This is a genomic window from Marinobacter sp. PE14, assembly GCF_053566155.1.
In genome coordinates this window covers 349,764-365,853 of sequence record NZ_JBQXNY010000001.1, presented here as the reverse complement: position 1 = coordinate 365,853, position 16,090 = coordinate 349,764, and the positions used below count along the sequence as shown (strand labels likewise).

22 protein-coding genes are annotated in these 16,090 nt (G+C 55.2%); 9 read left to right on the top strand and 13 right to left on the bottom strand.

Annotated features, from left to right (window positions below):
• The first annotated feature begins 205 nt into the window (after positions 1-205).
• Positions 206-1,654: a fibronectin type III domain-containing protein gene (locus ACWJ62_RS01770; RefSeq protein ID WP_449284647.1), complete on the top strand. Its 1,449-nt coding sequence runs from the start codon at positions 206-208 to the stop codon at positions 1,652-1,654.
• Positions 1,655-1,779: 125 nt separating this feature from the next.
• Here the strand turns inward: ACWJ62_RS01770 and ACWJ62_RS01765 are convergent, their stop codons facing one another.
• Positions 1,780-2,244 carry an AtaL-like protein gene (locus ACWJ62_RS01765; RefSeq protein ID WP_449284646.1) on the bottom strand — a complete coding sequence of 155 codons (465 nt, stop codon included), beginning with the start codon at positions 2,242-2,244 and terminating at the stop codon, positions 1,780-1,782.
• A 50-nt stretch (positions 2,245-2,294) separates the two neighbouring features.
• Positions 2,295-2,597 (bottom strand): hypothetical protein, encoded by a 303-nt coding sequence (locus tag ACWJ62_RS01760; RefSeq protein WP_449284645.1) that lies wholly within the window; start codon positions 2,595-2,597, stop codon positions 2,295-2,297.
• 83 nt (positions 2,598-2,680) lie between these two features.
• Between ACWJ62_RS01760 and ACWJ62_RS01755 the strand changes: the two genes are divergently transcribed.
• The gene (locus ACWJ62_RS01755) at positions 2,681-3,280 is read left to right on the top strand and encodes an NUDIX hydrolase (protein ID WP_449284644.1); all 600 of its coding nucleotides are present in this window, start codon (positions 2,681-2,683) and stop codon (positions 3,278-3,280) included.
• Entirely contained in the window at positions 3,270-4,295 is a 1,026-nt protein-coding gene (locus tag ACWJ62_RS01750; protein WP_449284643.1) for an MBL fold metallo-hydrolase, read from the top strand. The genes ACWJ62_RS01755 and ACWJ62_RS01750 overlap by 11 nt, the downstream gene beginning before the upstream one ends.
• Here the strand turns inward: ACWJ62_RS01750 and ACWJ62_RS01745 are convergent.
• The 7 genes from ACWJ62_RS01745 to ACWJ62_RS01715 form a co-directional block, all read right to left on the bottom strand.
• Positions 4,278-4,763: a hypothetical protein gene (locus tag ACWJ62_RS01745; RefSeq protein ID WP_449284642.1), complete on the bottom strand. Its 486-nt coding sequence runs from the start codon at positions 4,761-4,763 to the stop codon at positions 4,278-4,280. The genes ACWJ62_RS01750 and ACWJ62_RS01745 overlap by 18 nt on opposite strands.
• An 8-nt stretch (positions 4,764-4,771) precedes the next feature.
• Complete coding sequence (locus ACWJ62_RS01740) at positions 4,772-5,152, bottom strand: DUF6152 family protein (RefSeq protein ID WP_449284641.1); 381 nt, start codon at positions 5,150-5,152, stop codon at positions 4,772-4,774.
• Positions 5,153-5,289: 137 nt separating this feature from the next.
• On the bottom strand, positions 5,290-6,204 hold the full coding sequence (locus tag ACWJ62_RS01735; RefSeq protein ID WP_449284640.1) for a DUF4124 domain-containing protein: 915 nt from the start codon (positions 6,202-6,204) through the stop codon (positions 5,290-5,292).
• A 197-nt stretch (positions 6,205-6,401) separates the two neighbouring features.
• Entirely contained in the window at positions 6,402-7,391 is a 990-nt protein-coding gene (locus ACWJ62_RS01730; protein WP_449284639.1) for an aldo/keto reductase, read from the bottom strand.
• A gap of 90 nt (positions 7,392-7,481) precedes the next feature.
• Entirely contained in the window at positions 7,482-7,604 is a 123-nt protein-coding gene (locus ACWJ62_RS01725) for a hypothetical protein (protein WP_449284638.1), read from the bottom strand.
• Between the two features lie 17 nt (positions 7,605-7,621).
• Complete coding sequence (locus tag ACWJ62_RS01720) at positions 7,622-8,104, bottom strand: FKBP-type peptidyl-prolyl cis-trans isomerase (RefSeq protein WP_449284637.1); 483 nt, start codon at positions 8,102-8,104, stop codon at positions 7,622-7,624.
• 73 nt (positions 8,105-8,177) lie between these two features.
• Positions 8,178-8,960 (bottom strand): helix-turn-helix domain-containing protein, encoded by a 783-nt coding sequence (locus ACWJ62_RS01715; RefSeq protein WP_449284636.1) that lies wholly within the window; start codon positions 8,958-8,960, stop codon positions 8,178-8,180.
• 150 nt (positions 8,961-9,110) lie between these two features.
• On the opposite strand from ACWJ62_RS01715, the gene ACWJ62_RS01710 reads away from it, so the two are divergent.
• A complete protein-coding gene (locus tag ACWJ62_RS01710; protein ID WP_449284635.1) occupies positions 9,111-9,518 on the top strand; it encodes a hypothetical protein in 408 nt (135 codons plus the stop codon).
• A 95-nt stretch (positions 9,519-9,613) separates the two neighbouring features.
• Here the strand turns inward: ACWJ62_RS01710 and ACWJ62_RS01705 are convergent, their stop codons facing one another.
• Positions 9,614-11,371, bottom strand: a complete 1,758-nt coding sequence (locus ACWJ62_RS01705) for a DEAD/DEAH box helicase family protein (protein WP_449284634.1) — start codon at positions 11,369-11,371, stop codon at positions 9,614-9,616.
• 279 nt (positions 11,372-11,650) lie between these two features.
• On the opposite strand from ACWJ62_RS01705, the gene ACWJ62_RS01700 reads away from it, so the two are divergent.
• The 3 genes from ACWJ62_RS01700 (at position 11,651) to ACWJ62_RS01690 (ending at position 13,363) form a co-directional block, all read left to right on the top strand.
• Positions 11,651-12,037, top strand: a complete 387-nt coding sequence (locus tag ACWJ62_RS01700; RefSeq protein WP_449284633.1) for a DUF4398 domain-containing protein — start codon at positions 11,651-11,653, stop codon at positions 12,035-12,037.
• Between the two features lie 27 nt (positions 12,038-12,064).
• A complete protein-coding gene (locus tag ACWJ62_RS01695; RefSeq protein ID WP_449284632.1) occupies positions 12,065-12,874 on the top strand; it encodes an OmpA family protein in 810 nt (269 codons plus the stop codon).
• A 282-nt stretch (positions 12,875-13,156) separates the two neighbouring features.
• Positions 13,157-13,363, top strand: a complete 207-nt coding sequence (locus ACWJ62_RS01690) for a cold-shock protein (RefSeq protein ID WP_104322724.1) — start codon at positions 13,157-13,159, stop codon at positions 13,361-13,363.
• Between the two features lie 91 nt (positions 13,364-13,454).
• Here ACWJ62_RS01690 and ACWJ62_RS01685 read toward each other — a convergent pair whose 3' ends face one another.
• Genes ACWJ62_RS01685 through ACWJ62_RS01675 form a run of 3 tightly spaced genes read right to left on the bottom strand, consistent with a single transcriptional unit; the run spans position 13,455 to position 14,289 of the window.
• Positions 13,455-13,829, bottom strand: a complete 375-nt coding sequence (locus tag ACWJ62_RS01685) for a TM2 domain-containing protein (RefSeq protein ID WP_449284631.1) — start codon at positions 13,827-13,829, stop codon at positions 13,455-13,457.
• Positions 13,813-14,064, bottom strand: a complete 252-nt coding sequence (yidD, locus tag ACWJ62_RS01680) for a membrane protein insertion efficiency factor YidD (RefSeq protein WP_449284630.1) — start codon at positions 14,062-14,064, stop codon at positions 13,813-13,815. Before yidD ends, ACWJ62_RS01685 begins: the two co-directional genes overlap by 17 nt.
• Positions 14,065-14,067: 3 nt before the next feature.
• Positions 14,068-14,289, bottom strand: coding sequence for a DUF4177 domain-containing protein (locus ACWJ62_RS01675; RefSeq protein ID WP_014578093.1), 222 nt, complete (start codon positions 14,287-14,289; stop codon positions 14,068-14,070).
• Positions 14,290-14,529: 240 nt separating this feature from the next.
• On the opposite strand from ACWJ62_RS01675, the gene ACWJ62_RS01670 reads away from it, so the two are divergent.
• A complete protein-coding gene (locus tag ACWJ62_RS01670; protein WP_449284629.1) occupies positions 14,530-15,291 on the top strand; it encodes an SDR family NAD(P)-dependent oxidoreductase in 762 nt (253 codons plus the stop codon).
• Positions 15,292-15,318: 27 nt separating this feature from the next.
• On the top strand, positions 15,319-15,963 hold the full coding sequence (locus ACWJ62_RS01665; protein WP_449284628.1) for a TetR family transcriptional regulator: 645 nt from the start codon (positions 15,319-15,321) through the stop codon (positions 15,961-15,963).
• The last annotated feature ends 127 nt before the right edge of the window (positions 15,964-16,090 follow it).

The following is a 16,090-nucleotide window of genomic DNA, read 5'->3' as shown; positions in this document are numbered from 1 at the left end:
ATTCTAAAGAGTTGTTTCAAAGTTTTTTTCAAAAACGTTCCCGCAAGCCCAGGCGCCGAAAAGACGGCGCCATTCACACCCCTCTGACGACAAAAACCAAGCGGATTCGCTGCTTTTTGTCTTACCTTTGTTAGACATCATTTAACACAATTTGACAAAGCTCCTCGTTACACTCCCCGCTGCTTTTTTGATCAACGGAGCTTTCATGGAATTTTTTAGTGTTATGAGGTTAGGCACGCTACTTATCGGATGCCTGCTTACCCTTACTGGTTGCATCAGTGATAGCGCCGCCCCAGACAGCAACACCAACAGTTCGGACTCACAAAGTAGCGACTCAATCAAAATCAGCGGGGTCGCCATGAAAGGGGCGATCCGAAACGGATTGATCTCTGTGTCTGGGAAACAAATCGGAGAGGAAGCCGGATTCGCAGTACTGGCATCCCCCTTGCGTACCGATCAAAAGGGTGAATTTACGCTTTCCATCGATGCGTCATCGGCTAAGGCCGACAGCAAAATCATCTTGTTTGAACTCTCTTCCGACACCGCTACGGAAATGGTTTGCGATGTAAGTGAGGGATGTCGACACGCAGGCACCAATAATGTGGCTGCGTTTGGAGAGCCATTCTTCCCCGGCAACAATTTTCAGCTATCAAGCTTATACGTAGCAGATGACGCTGCACGTGCTTACCTGACGCCTCTGAGCACGCTGGCTGTGGAACTGGCCAACCGTCAAAATTCTCCTCTAACAGCAGCAAGCCTCGATGAGGCGACCAGAACTGTTGAGTCCTGGTTCGGTATCCCTCAGGGAACTATGTCCAAGCGGCCTTTGAGTCTGACGGATCCAGCTTCTTCAAACGTCGACCAGGCCGATCTGGAACTTGCGCTGGTAAACGCAGCTTTTCTTTCGCTGGCTGCAGATAATCGTTGGGGTACCGTTGGCGAAGTAATCAATGCCGCACGAGATCTTGTTCAATCGTCCGGGGAGCTTCCGGCTAGCGGAGGCGAAAATGGTCTAGGTTTGAGCCGCGAACTCCTGTTGCTGGCTGCGAGTGCGCAGGCCAACGCGCTGCCAGATGAAAACGGGGTCGGGATTGAGGCCGCAACGCTGGCTGACGCGGCTGATTCCCTCGCGCAACGGTCGATGGAACTTGCCGAACCCAGTCCTGAGCCACCGCCCTCCCCTGAGCCAGAACCCACTCCTGAGCCAGAACCCACTCCTGAGCCAGAACCTACTCCTGAGCCAGAACCCACTCCTGAGCCAGAACCCACTCCTGAGCCAGAACCTACTCCTGAGCCAGAGCCTACTCCTGTGCCAGAACCTACCCCTGAGCCAGAGCCTGCCCCTGAGCCAGAGCCTGCCCCTGAGCCAGCGCCAGAACCTATTCTAGGCACAGCCACACTGTCCTGGACGGCACCGCTGACCAGAGAAAACGGAGAAAGCATTTCAATGGGCGAGTTGGATGGATACGAAATTCGGTATGGAAAAACCAGTAATATTGCCGACATGACAGACGATATCGAGATCCGCGCCGCGTCAACAATGGAGTTCACCGTTGAAGATCTTGAAAACGGTGTATGGTATTTCACAGTCCGCGCAGTAGACGTCAATGGAATGTTCAGCGATTGGTCTACCGTCGTTTCAAAGGAAATATAGCTTTCAATTTCTATACCCATCCGGTCTGACAGGCTGGCCGGATGGGTGCTACAAGATGCCTTGATAGCACTGGAGGAGTCTATCGCTAATCCCGGCCCATAAACATGGTCAGGATTTCTTCTCAATCAAAACACGCCCGTCTCGGCCAGCTGCCGAATAATCTGAATTGTCTCAATGTCTGTGGCTACATAGGCCTGTTCAAGATACTGGTCATAGGGCATCGAATCACCGCGGTTCTCGATGCTCGCTGTTTCATACCGGAAACGGACAAACAGTGATGCCGGCTCAGGCTCTTCGATATCCATGACAAGTGTCGCGGCCGGAAGAGTGGCCGTTGGCTGAGTCCGATACTCTATCCTCGCCTCGTGCCAGAAAGTGACTTCATCGACCACCTGCAGCCCCGGCAGCTGAAGGCTACGCTTCAGATAAGCCGGGCCCTGATCCAGAATCTCGTAATCATCAACACCAACGAGGAACTTGTCCGGGCGCCGGGCCCTGAACACCAGCCCCTCCCACACCTGGAATCGGGTCAGAACCGGTAGCTCTGGCTTGGTCAGGTCGTTTATCTGAACGATATGCTCGAACGTCATCTGGCCTCCTGTCGGGTGTTATACACAACACTGTGCCAGCCCTTTGGCCACTAAGGAACCCGCGTATAAGCTTCCCTGACCTTGATCATGGCGATCCTGGAATCGTCTGGTTCCAGCCCGTTCTTGTTCAGTTGCGCAATCACCATTCGCCCTACCCTAGGGCATTGAGAACGTGGAATATTATGTTTCACGAATATATCGGCTATGGCCTGTGGCGCGGGGTCGCGGTTTGACTTGAACAGTGCGCCTATTTCCGAGGCACAAGCCTGTTCGACAGGGTCGGTATTGTTTTTACTACGCCAGACCAAAAACGCGACGATAATTACAAAAATTCCACCGATCACAAACTGCATTACACTCTCCCATTTCAATATTGCGTCTAGCCTGTGCAGGATGTGTTTAACTACAACCTACCATTACCAGAGGATAGGCTTTCGTGACCTCGAAGTCCTGGGTAAGCCATTTGCGCCCCCACAAGATACCGTTTCGGCGCCGATTCGCCCGAGCGTCCGTCGCCCTTATCTTTCGAACCACAGAAAACGGCGGCAAGGAGTTGCTCTTTATCCAACGCGCCCGTCGGGAGGGGGACCCCTGGTCTGGCGACATGGCTTTCCCGGGCGGCCGTCTGCAACCTGAGGATGCGTCTGCCCGTGCTGCCGCCGAACGGGAAACACGGGAAGAAACCGGCATGGATCTGAGGCGCCACGGCCGCTTTCTCACCCGACTGTCCGACCTGGTCACCCGCCATCACAGCCGCTGGCGCCCGATGGTGGTTACCCCCTATGTGTTCGAGTGGCGGGGACCGAAGTCGGTCTCAACGAATCATGAAGTCGAGCGAGCGGTCTGGGTGCCGATGGACTACCTCGGCGCAGACGCGAACCAGGGCCGACTTTCCTGGCGCACGCCCCTGGGCACACTCAACATGCCCTGTTGTCGTTACCAGGATGCCTGCATCTGGGGATTAAGCTACAGCATGTTGCAGGAGCTACTGGCATTAGCCCCTGACAAGAATGAGAGTTCGATCCATGACCGTTGACCGTGACCGCCTTGCCGCTCTCGCTGCAGAACCGCATTTCTACCGGGGCAGGTATCGCAATCTGGAGCCAGTCCCCCGACATGGCATTGGCGATTTTATGCGCTGGCAACTGGCCCCGGGCCGCAACTTCCCGAAGGGAAAACGCTTCTCGTTGCTGCGGCCAGATACGCATTCCCTGATGAGTCCGCCCGAAGAACCACAACTGGTCTGGCTGGGTCACGCCTCGTTCCTGTTCCAGTATCGTAGCCTGAACGTGCTCACCGACCCGGTACTGTCGGAACGCGCCAGCCCCTTTCAACTGGTCGGACCGAAGCGTTACACACCGCCGGCCTTGACGGTAGCAGACATGCCGCCGGTTCACCTGGTACTGATTTCCCACAACCACTACGACCACCTTGATGAGAACACCGTGCGCCAGTTACACCGGCGCTTCGGAGATAACCTGCGCTTCTGCATTCCCCGAGGGCTTAAGCAATGGTTCGAGAAACGGGGCATCCACAACCTGGTGGAACTGGATTGGTGGCAATCCGAGCCCCTGTCTGGCAACCGCGAAGTGTTCTGCCTTCCGGCCCAGCACTTCAGCGGCCGGACCCCCACGGACACCAACACCTCACTCTGGTGCAGCTGGCTGCTGGAGATCGACGGTTTTCGGCTCTATTTCGCCGGCGATACGGGCTATGGGGGAATCTTCAGGAAAATCGGCGAGCTGTTCTCGCCCATTGATCTGGCACTGCTGCCCATTGGAGCCTACGACCCACGCTGGTTCATGGCACCGGTGCACGTGGCCCCGGAAGAGGCGGTGAGCATTCATCAGGATATCGGTTCCCGACAGTCGGTGGCGATGCACTGGGGCACGTTCGTGCTCACCGACGAGCCCATGGACGAGCCGCCACGACGGCTAAGGGCCGCCCTGGAGCGACAAGGGCTGAACGAAACGGACTTTCGGGTGATGCAGCACGGGGAAGTCTGGTCGCCACGCTCGAGTAACGATCCGGATTCAGAAATACCCGAGTAACCTGCCGAGAACCAGTGCGCTGATCCAGACTACCAACGAGAGCAAGCCCCCTGCCCTGAGGGCCAAAGGCATGGGTGATTCCATCGGCAGGCTTCGTATATCCCGGCGCGCCATTACCCGCCCCAGAGTCAACGTGTTCAACGCACCGAGCACAACAAGAGCAATTTTCGCCTGGAACAGCGGAGATGCGGCATAGTCCGGGGCGTTGGTGGCGAACAACAACAGTCCGCAGATAACCGCCAGCGCCAGACCAATTGCTGCCGTAACGCGGAGCACATCAACAAACACCATCACCGGGTAGCTCCGCCAAAGCCCCAGCAGACGCAGATCCAGCGGCACGATGCTCCCTACCAACAGGGAAACGCCGAGTATATGGCCGGCGTTTACCAGCGGGTACATGAAGGTGGAATTGCGCAGGGCTGAGAAAAAGGCCAGATTTTCAACGGAGATCAGCGCTTGCTCAATCATCCCGGAATTCAGGACGTGCGGCCGGGATACAAATTATAGTCCTGCCCGTCGATCATAATCCGCTCAGCCTTCACCAGCCGCTCGCCTTCCCGGGCGGAGCGATGGCCATGCACGGTAATTTCCCTGCCCTGGCTCAACATCTCTTTAGTAAGCCCAACCCGGTCGTTACGCCAGGGCTGACCAACTTCTACAACCCAATCCTCGCCATCCATGCTTATGGTGACCTCGCCATGAGGATTCCCAAGGCGTACAGACTGAATGACTCCCGTGATTTCAAACTCCTCGTCTGTCGCCCACGCCCAGCCATGGTGGGCCTGTGCAGCAGAGGCAGCGAAAAAAGCAGCAAGAAAGGCCAAACACATCAGATAGGTAAAACGAAACTGAGGCATATCGAATCCTCTTATCGCGGTTTTGTCGGGACAATACACCCCGCACACTCGTTACTACTTAAACAGTGTACGAGATTGCCATTACACCAGACTATGACCGGTAAGCCAGAGAATCGTGCCCGAGCAACGACAGACTTCTAGAGCCGAATCACCCCCGCCCCCTGATCGTGCAACCAGCGCCGCCAGTCTAGGGCCAGCATGCTTACACCACCAATGTAATTGTCGTTGACCAGATAATAAGAGATGGTGCGATCACCCCGATTAAAGTTGTGCATCAGGCGCACCACAAAGTTTCTTCGGGTAGGTTTGGACATCAGGAAATACACGAACTGGCCAGACTGGGCCCGCAGGCTTCCGCGCCCCGACAGATCTGAATGACGCCACTTGTTGCTTGGCAGCTTCAATAGCTGATCGATGCCCGCCAGGCTGCCCTGTTCCACTGCCTGATCAACCACCCACCGATTTTCACGGTGACGTTCAAAATACAAACCGGATTCATCACGCTCAATGGTCTCCATCTGCTCTGCCAACCCTTCGTTCAGCCAGGCTGGCGCATAGGGAACGATGGTATCGACAACCGCATGACTCACTTCGTGCTTGATGGTTTTGAAGGTGAGGTTTCTGTTTTTACGAACATAGACGACAATCTGGTGTTCGGAAGGTATGTAAAGCCCGTAAGAGGCAACAGCCATGCCCCTGTTCCGACGGACGAGGTAGTTCCGGTATGCCGCGCTGTCTTTGAGAATCAGGATATTGACCGGCACCGTCCTGTGCATATCAAAAGACATCACCCGGTCGAAGAACTCATAGACGTTGTTAACGCCTTCAACGATCTGCTGGTGTTCCTCTTCGCTCAGCTCAACATCAACAGTTTTGATATCGATCTCAAAACGCGACCATTCCGAGGCACCTGGCTTAACATTGACCACTTCCTGCGCGACCCGGTGATCCTGCCGATCACCAAAATGCACCTGGCCGTTTTCATCCACCCATTTATAGATCTTTGCGGAAACCGGGCACGCAGCCATCGTAAGCAGCGTTAAAACCACCACTGGATACACGGCTTTCCTTAACCTTTTAAACACTGCGCCTTACCCGACCGAGAGATGAGAGATAGTTGCGGTAGCTAAAAAGGTACAGCGAAAGGCAGGATATGCCAACACGCATGATCGCTTCGCGTGACAGGCTTACCGGGCTCCCTGCAGTCTCTCCATTGGTCACTGCAAAGAACCCGGTTTTTTGCGGAGAATTAACGGGTCGGCGGCGCCATGAACTCAGGCCCTACCGGATCAGTAATGCACCGATCCAGAATGCCATCAATTTCGGCCATCGCATTCTTATCGAGAGACCAGCCGTCGATTTCGTCAACCGGATCCAGCTGCTCCGGTCTTCTCGCGCCCCACAGGGCTGTTGTGACGCCGGGTTGATCCACCAGCCAGCGCAGGGCCAGGGCCAATACACTTTTCTGGTAGCGTTCACGGGCGAACGCATCCAGTTCGGCCACGGCATTCAGATACTGCCGATAGCGGTCACCCTGGAACTTCGGATCGTTCTTGCGCAGGTCGTCACCGGTGAACTGAGTGTCTTCCCGCATCTTGCCGGTCAGAAAGCCGCGGCAAAGACCGCCGTAGGTGATGGTGGCAATGCCGTTTTCCCGGCAGTACGGCAAAATATCCCGTTCGATCTCCCGTTCAAACAGGTTATACGGGGGCTGCAAACTATGCAGGGGCACGCTCTTTTGCAGCTCATCCATCTGAGATGGCGTAAAGTTACTCACGCCAATGGCGCGGATTTTTCCCGCCTGGTATAGCTTTTCCAGCGCCCGTGCAGTTTCCTCCATCGGCGTCTTCGGATCAGGCCAGTGGACCTGATAAATATCGATCCGGTCGGTCTGCAAGCGTTTCAGGGAATCTTCGACTTCCCGCTCGATCCGCGCCGCACTCGCATCGCGCCAGACCTTGTCGTGATCATCATTCCAGTTCAAGGCCACCTTGGTGGCCAGAGCCACCTGATCCCGCCGGCCATCTGAGAGGGCCTTGCCCACAATCTCTTCGGAACGACCGAAACCATACACCGGTGCCGTATCCACAAGCCCAATGCCTTTATCGATCGCCCTGTGGATCGTATCGATGGACTGGGCTTCGTCGGTTCCGCCCCACATCCAGCCGCCAATGGCCCAGGTGCCGAGCCCGACGGGCGTTACCTGAATGTCGGTGTTGCCGAATGAGCGCTTATCCATGTTTCCTCCTTTTACCTCTGAACTCATTTGGAGAGAACGCGGTAATTTAATTACTACCTGACACAGACATGCGACGGACAACGGGTGAATTCAACCCAGCAGTTCAATAACCTCGCCGACGACCCCATCTTCGCTGACCTCCGACCCCTTCAAGGCTTCCAGGGCTTCTGGACGCATTTTGCTATGGGTATCTGCAATCACGCCGATCTGCATGCCTGCCCCCCAGATGCTTAGTGGTGGTGCCCGCCCGGGCCATGCGCGTGGCCGTGGGCCAGCTCTTCCGAGGTTGCGGCGCGCACGTCAATCACCTCAATATCGAAGGTCAGGGTTCTGCCTGCCATCGGGTGATTGGTGTCCACATCGGCAAATTTGTGGCCCACCTTGGCAACAACCACGTGGCGAGGCCCCTGCTCGGTCTGAACCTGAGCAACCATGCCCGCCTTCCAGCGTTTGGCGCCCATCAGATGCTTGATCGGCACCCGCTGGATGGCATCGGGCTTGCGTGGCCCATAGGCTTTATCGGGAGTGACAGTCACACTGAAGGTATCGCCGGCATCGCGACCTTCCAGGGCTTCTTCCAGGCCCTTGATGATGCCGCCATGGCCATGCAGGTAGGCATTCGGCTCGCCGCCGTGGGAGTCTTCAACAACGTTGTCTTGTTCATCACGAACGCTGTAGTGGAACAGGACGACCTGGTTCTTTTCGATTGGCATAAGGCTCTCTTCTACGTTTAAAGATACGCCATTGTAACCGGCAGCGGCTGTGACTTCAGAGCGGAAATTGGCTTCATCCCTGCCAATAGGCCTTGCTGGCCTCATCCATCGGAAAAAAGTGCTCGATCCGCAAATTCTGAGCAGTCACATCCAGCGGCGTGCCTATCGTTGCGATGGTGGAAAAGATCCTGAGCTGCTGATCTCCCAGATTTAATGTGAAAGGAATCGCCGGGTAGTCCAGGTGCTCCACCACGTGGTTTTTCCAGTTCTGAGGAACGCCGGGCACGGTCAAAGCCTGCTCCAGCAACCGGTTGGGCTGATCCCGGAAAGGGCCCGCAAGGTGCTCATGGTAAACGCGTTGTAGCATGTGGCAGGCAATATTCTCCCAATCAACCACGAAGCGTTTCATGCCGTGCTCATCCAGCAGCGACAGCAAGAAGTTCGGCCGAGCCGGAAACTGGGCCCCAAGCTCGATCATCCTCGCCATCATCGCCTGCATGGCCTGGTTGGCCATCACCAGATAATACTCATGGTCGAACACCACTGCCGGGTATGGCAGGTGTCCCTGCAACAGGTGCCCAAGCGCCTCCCTGATCATGGCCATGCCAGGCGCGTTCAGATCCTGATCGGAGTAGACCTGGCTGTATCCCGCCGCCGAAAGGAGACGATTGGTTCCGGCCAGGTCCGCCTGCAGCATCTGCGCTAAATGCATAACCATGCCTTTGCTGGGTTTGCTGCGGCCGGTTTCCAGAAAACTGATGTGCTTTGGCGACACCTCACAGGCAAGGGCAAAATCCATCTGGCTCAGGCGCTTGCCCTGCCGCATTTCTCTGAACAGAGTACCGAAGGCGCTCATTGGGCTTCCTATAAATTCCGAGTGTTCAGCCATTGTCGTAGCCGAGGGTAGGCGGAACCATTACCTCACAGGTAATTGAGACTATCACCGCCCGGGTAGAAGCTTTGCAGTGCAGTCCAACACTTTGCGAAACCCGATTGAGGTGATCCCATGAAAAACTTAATCCGTCGATTCAGCGTGAAGCAAATCCTTCTGAGCGATGTCTTCCTCTCCACGCCCCTGGCGTTGGCTCTAATTTTGGCCGCTGAGCCGATCGCCCAGTGGGCGGGTGGCCCCGGTGCAACTTTCTATCTGATCGTCGGCATCGTGATGCTGCTGTGGTGCGTGGATATGTCCGTTATCGCCAGCAAGGAACAATGGCAGGAGAAGTTCCTCAAGCTGATGATTCTGGTAGATGTCACCTGGAGCCTGATGGCCCTTGCCCTGATGATCTGGTTTGCCGCAAGCCTGCAACCTTTGGGCTGGGCGCTGTTCGCCCTGAATGTGCTGGTTCCGCTGGACATGGCATGGATGAAGCGGGTTGCCAGCAGCAAACCAGAACAGCCTGCGTTCGGCTAATGAGTTACTCAAAGAGCTGATCTTGTGTGGCTGGGCCCTTCCAGCCACACAATTGCTGGTTGTGTTGTGGTTTGACGTTTTAGGTTTCCAGAGGCTCACACCTCATTCGCCTTCCGAAACTGCCCCTGATAATCAAAAACCCGCTCCTGCACCTGCCAATAGTGCTTCTGCTTTCGGGCAATCACGAAATCCGGTGCCGGCAACAGGGCCCGTAATTCAAGCACCTCATCCGCTGAGCTGAACACTTTCGGGGCCTGGCTATTGGCAAAACGACGCCCGAACAATCTGTTAAAAACAGTGCGCTGGCCCGGCTTACTGAAATCAAACGACTCGCCGAGCTCCTCCCCATCTTCACCGTGATAGGTGATCCTCAGTTTGCTGCCGTCCACCGTCAGCGATATACCGGCGCAGCGAATCACCAAGGCACCCTTGAGTTTCAGCGCATCCCTGAGCTGATCATCCGGGTCGATGATGGCTTTGTGGCACTGCCCGCAGTTACGGGCCGCAATATCATTTTCAGCCCCGCAGTGCGGGCACTCCTTGAAACGGAAACGGTAATCGCACTGTTGCGGGCGCTCGCTCTGAACCCCATTCACAGGCTCCAGCAGCCCCTGGCAACGGCGCCCGTAATGCTCAATCACGCGGCCTTCACTGTCGGTTTTGCCCCAGAAAATATTGGCAAACCCACAGCCCGGGCAGAACACCTGCACAGGCTCACTGTCGGGGTTCGGTTTTGGCTCCCCCACCTCCGGGTGATGCAGATTCACATGATTACCCGCGTAATCAATCACCAGGCAATCCTGTTTACCCTCATCCAGGCGCAGACCGCGGCCGACAATCTGCTGATACAGGCTGACTGACTGGGTAGGCCGAAGAATAGCGATGAAGTCCACATGAGGCGCATCAAAGCCTGTGGTGAGTACCGAAACATTCACCAGGTATCTCAACTGGCGCTGCTTGAAGCGCTGGATCAGCAAGTCCCGATCCCTCAGATCGGTGGCGCCGGTTATCAGGGCAGTTTCGTGTTCTGGCAGGTACCCGGCGACCTCCCGCGCATGCTCCACGGTGGCCGCAAAGATCATCACGCCCTGACGCTCAGCAGCCAGCTCCATTACCTGCTCAATAATGGCCCGGGTCACACGCTTGTGTTTACTCAGCAGCTGGTTAACGTCTTTCTCTGCGTATTCGCCAAAGCGGTCCTGAGGCAGCGCCGAGAAATCGTACTGCGCCACTGCCGCGTTCACCAGCTCCGGCCGGGTGAGATACCCCCGGTTGATCATGTAACTCAGGGGCAGCTCATAAATGCAGTGCTGAAAGGGCTTGTCATCCTCGCCCCGGACAAAGCCCCGGTAGTGATAGCGATAGATCCAGCCCATGGCCAGACGATAGGGCGTGGCAGTCAGCCCGAGCACTTTCAGAGAATCGTTCTGTTGCCGCAACAGCTCGGTGATGCGCTGATACTGGCTGGTTTCCTCTCCGCTGACCCGATGGCATTCATCGATGATGACCAACGAGTACTCATCCCGAAACTGATCCAGATTGGCCGACACCGACTGCACACTGGCAAAGGTCACCTGGTGGTGGCTTTCCTTCCGCTTCAGTCCGGCTGAGAAGATGCCGCCGGTTAACCCGTAACTCTGGTACTTGGCGTGATTCTGCTCCACCAGTTCCTTTACGTGTGTCACCACCAGGATCTTTCGCTTCGCGAGGCGAGCCAACTCGGCAATAACCAGGCTTTTCCCAGCACCGGTTGGCAGCACGATAACGGCGGACTCATCAGTTTTTCGAAAATGGGCTAGCGTGGCATCAACCGCTTCCTGCTGGTAAGGCCGGAGTTTAAAAGGAGCGTTCATTTTGGAGGGCTTAATCGTTCTCAGGGTGACCGGGAAACCATACTAGCAAATAACGAAGCTGTTACCGGTCAACCCGGCAGTGTGTTTCGATTCTTAATCTTCATTGATAAACGCTCATGTGCACAACACTCCTGAATGCTATCTTTGAATTGAGGAAGTAGAGGCGTTTGAGCTGACAGATACCCTGAGTTCTCCTCCAGGTCCATACCACAGATCAGCAACCTGACTGGATTAAAGGAATCAGTCAGGCCTCCGTTTTCCAGTATAAGGAGATATTGCATGAGCAATTATATGTCGATATTGGGCGCCGTCGGGATTGCCGGCATAGCCGTCGCTATCACCGGTTGCGCAGGCTCCGTGGAGCCACCCACCTCACAAAAACGAGCCGCCGAATCGTCCGTTCAACAAGCGGTGTCATCCGACGCAAGAAACTTTGAGCCTGTGCTCCTGAACCAGGCCCAGAACAAGCTTGCCGATGCCGAAGAGCTGATAGACGATGAAATGAGCGAGGAGAATTATCAGAAAGCACTACACCTTTTGGAACAAGCATCAGTTGATGCTCAGCTAGCCGGCGCGCGTGCCGATACTGCGAAAGCCAAACAGGCCGTGGAGGAGATCAACAGGAACATCGAGTCTCTTCGCCAACGCATGAACGGAAGCCAGTAAGGGCGCCAGCTCAAACAGGAGATTGATATGAACAAGCGATACATGACTCTGAGCATGCTCGTCGGCTTTTCCATCTTCTTAGCGGGATGTGCCAGTACGCCTAAGGACAATCAAATGGTCGACGAAGCAAGGGCGGCCTATGAAGACATTCGAACTGACCCTGACGTGGCCCGCAGTGGTGACCGCCAGCTGAGAAGCGCCAGGGATCAGCTTGCCCGCGCTGAGCAGTTAATGGCAGAAGGCGCCAGCACCGCGGAAATCGAGCATGCGGCCTACCTGGCCAACCGCCATGCCGAGATTGCCCGGGAGCAGGCCGAACGTGCCAAGCTGCAACAACAGATAAACTCCGCCGAAGAACGGCGTAAGGAATTGGAGTTGCAGTCACGCTCTGCGGAAGCTCAAGCTGCCCAGCAAGAAGCCGCCGAACTGCGCCGTCAGATGGAAGCCATGCAGGCCGAGCAGACAGACCGAGGCATGGTACTTACCCTGGGTGACGTTCTGTTCGACCTTAATCGTGCTGAACTGAAACCGGCCGGGGAAACGACAGTAGGTCGCCTGGCTGACTTCATGGCTCAATATGAAAACCGTCGCGTGCGCGTGGAAGGATACACGGACAGCACCGGAGCAGAATCTTACAACCAACAACTGTCAGAGCGTCGAGCTGAGGCTGTAAGAGAGGCCCTGATGGAAAGAGGTATTAATCGCACGCGAGTTGAGGTGCAGGGGTTCGGCGAACAATATCCGGTTGCGACAAACGAAACATCGGCCGGGCGCCAGCAGAACAGGCGGGTCGAGATAGTGATTTCTGACGCGGACGGCAATATAAAAGCACGTTAGGAAGCGAGTGGAGACCGGGACAGATTGTTTGCCAAGTAAACGGGTCTGTCCCGGTTTTTCGCAACAATTGAAAACTTTGCTATGCAGGGCCTCCTAATTAGCGTACTGTCATTCTCGTTGGAAAGATTTAGCAAAGCATTTCACGAATAAGACCTCTTGTGTTGTCACACCTTTTGTCCTGTTTTTGATCCTGCACGTTTTTTTGTTTCCCGCATATCGCTGATCAAAGATCACAACGATCATTTGGCGGCACTTTATTGATTAAATTCAGGAAAGCTATTTATGTCTACAGTTACCGGCAACGTTAAGTTCTTCAACGAAGCAAAAGGTTTTGGTTTTATCACTCGTGAAGGCGGCGCAGACGTCTTTGTTCATTACAGCAATATTCAGGGTGGCGGTTTCAAAACCCTGGCCGAAGGCCAGGAAGTTGAGTTCACCGTGACTCAGGGCCAGAAAGGCCCGCAGGCAGAGAACGTTATTGGTCTGTAAATAACAGCCAATACGTAATCTAAAAAGGCAGCCCCAGGGCTGCCTTTTTTATTGAACACCATAAGCGATTTACCGCCTCGTTTTTCATCGGTTAATAGCGCCGCAACAAATCCCGATAAAGCCGATTATTCCAGTCCTGGACAATAATCTGGGATCTGAACAGTTGCCACAACTCCCAGGAATAAACGATCAAGAGCAGGACGACACCCGGCCAAACCAAGCCAGCCACAAAACACCCTATTGCAACAAGCAAAGCGCCAATATCCATCAGCCCCCATTGCCAGCGCCCCAGATAAAAATGGTGCAATCCGGTGATAAAAAACCAGTTCAGTGCCGCATAGGTGTCCGGATCCTTCACCGCTTTCCCGGCTTTTCGGTAGAATTCTGCCCGCTGCTCTTCTGAAAGCTCTCGAATCGCCTTTCTGAGGACCTCTTCCTCGGCATCAACCTCATCTTGTCTCAACATGTCCGATATCCCACGTGACCGGCTCAATGCATTTACAGATCGCGTCCGGCCTGTTGCACCTGCGAAGACGGTGAAACGTTAACACCACTCCCTTGCGAAGACCGAACCGGCGGATAGCCTCCTCAGAATAAGCGGAGCAACTCGGCTCAAAGTTGCAGTCGATGCCAAACCATCGGGTACCACCGCCTGTTCGACGATAAAGCCCGATGGCCTTCAGTGCTAACGCCTGCAGCACCGGTTAGCGCCCCAGGGTCACAATCACGGATTCACGCTGCCAGAACAGCCAGAAACGCTTCATCTCCAGAACCTGGAATACCACCTGCCAACCCTCGGCGGCATATCGATTCAATTCTGCTTCGATTTTTTTCAAAGGCAGGCCAGAGGAGCCGAGCAGGAGCGTGCCACAGCCACCTTCCGAAATATGGACCATCTTGTATTCGGTGAAACGTTGAGCCGTCATTCCATTTCCTTATGTTTGAAAATTTGTCCCTGATTTTAGGAACTTGAAAGCCTATCCCAAATTTGAGGCCCGATAAACCTCGCAGTTCACATCGCACTATCAGGCAACCCCAGGGCCGTATTGATCTAACGGATTTTCAATTTTAGCACCGGAAACACAAATAAGTGACCACCGGTCATTTACAGACAGAAATCGCCGCAGTATATTAAGTGACCATCGTTCATTTAAATGGAGAGGATCATGTCGTACTTAGTTATCACTGGCGCCAGCGCCGGCATTGGCGAGTGCTTCGCCCGGGCACTCGCCGCGGAAAAACAGAATCTGATTCTGGTGGCTCGCCGGGAGGAGCGCCTGAATGCTCTGGCCGCAGAATTAAAGAAACAGCATGGAATTGAGACCATTGTCCTGAAAGCCGACCTGGCGGACCAGACCGGCGCCGACGCACTGGCCCGGCGGATCAACGAGGGCGGCTGGCCGCTTGCCGGCTTGATCAACAACGCCGGGTTTGGCGACCGCGGCGCCTTTTCCGATCTGGCCCTGGAACGACAGCTGGCAATGATCCAGGTGAACATCACCTCGCTGGTCTCCCTCACCTGGCAGCTGCTGCCAGCCCTGCGCAAACAGAGCGGCAGTTTTGTGATCAACGTGGCTTCCACCGCGGCGTTCCAGGCCGGGCCGAATATGGCCATTTACTACGCCACCAAAGCGTTTGTGTTGTCTTTCTCCGAAGCGCTTCATGAGGAACTCAAAGGGGCGGGTGTTGCGGTGAGTGCCTTGTGCCCGGGCGCCACCGATTCGGAGTTTGCTCAGGAAGCTCACATGACTGACACCAAACTGTTCAAAGCCGGCACCATGACAGCCGAAGATGTGGTCAAGAAATCCCTGGCCCAGCGCAGAAACGCCATTGTTATTCCGGGGCTGCGCAACCTGCTGATGATCTGGTCTGGTAAACTCTCGCCCCGGGCCGTAACACGACGGCTGGCCGGGTGGCTGCAAGCCTGATGTGGGCCAACAAACAAGCACTTTGAGGTGGTTTTGAAGCACAGACTATGCGGTGGTAAACAACGCGCCCGCACCGAGTCGGACAAGGCGCTACGGGAACAGCAGATACTCGATGCGGCGGAAAGGCTGTTTCTGGAGCACCGGTTCCACGGCCTGACCCTGGCCGATGTCGCCCGCGAAACCGGGCTCACCAAGGCCGCGCTGTATCGTTATTTCCGCAGCAAGGAGTTGTTATTCATTGCAGTGTACCGCCGTGCGATGTCGGACTGGGTTGCAGACGTTGAAGCGATTGGCCCACACGGCTTCCCTGAACAGTTCGTTGACCGCATACTGGCTCATCCCGTGTTCTGCGGCCTGACCGCCATCCTTCACATTGCCCTTGAAACCGGACTGAGCGAAGAGGAGGCCCGGGAGTTCAAACTGTTCCTGCTGTCACAGTCCCGGCGTATCACCGCCGTCATCGGCAAAGCAACAAACCGGGAAGAAGCCGCTTGCCTGCGATACCTCCTACAGTGCCAGCAAGCACTGATTGGCTGCTGGCATATGTCTCACCCGCCGGAGCCGGCCCGCAAAGCCATGCAGTTGGAACCGCTGACCGTTTTCCAGCTGGAGTTTTCGGATACGTTAAGGCAGCACCTGTTCCTTCTGACCGAAGCCTTTATACGTCAATAATTCCAAGCGACAGGGGAATAATCATCTTGATCAACCGAGTGTTTTTAACCATTCCCTTAAACGAAGACGGATAAGACCATTGCTTGCACCTTATCCGTTTGTTTTTGATATGCCGTTTACCTTGCCG